Annotated in this window: 1 protein-coding gene; it reads left to right on the top strand. The window is 58.3% G+C overall.

Annotated features, from left to right (window positions below):
- Window positions 1-58: 58 nt before the first annotated feature.
- A partial coding sequence (locus BIU96_RS19235) for a ParA family protein (RefSeq protein WP_175477612.1) occupies window positions 59-307 on the top strand: 249 nt, incomplete at its 3' end.

Consider the following 307-nt stretch of genomic DNA (forward strand, 5'->3'; position numbering starts at 1 on the left):
ACCTGCTGGTGATCGGTCGGGATTCCAGCCATCAGAATTTCACGACAGGAGGCGAGTCATGGCGCGTGTGATTGCAGTGACCAATCAAAAAGGCGGTGTGGGTAAAACCACCACCTGCGTCAACCTGGCTGCGTCATTGGCCGCAACCAAGCGCCGCGTGTTACTGGTGGATATGGACCCCCAGGGCAACGCCACCATGGGCAGTGGTGTGGACAAGAATGCCTTGGAGCTCTCCGGCTACGACATGCTCACCAAACGGGCAACGGCAGCCGAGGTCATTTTCCGGGCTGAAGTCTCTGGGTTTGAC

The organism is Curtobacterium sp. MCBA15_008 (assembly GCF_001865065.1).
Taxonomy (GTDB): Bacteria; Actinomycetota; Actinomycetes; order Actinomycetales; family Microbacteriaceae; genus Curtobacterium.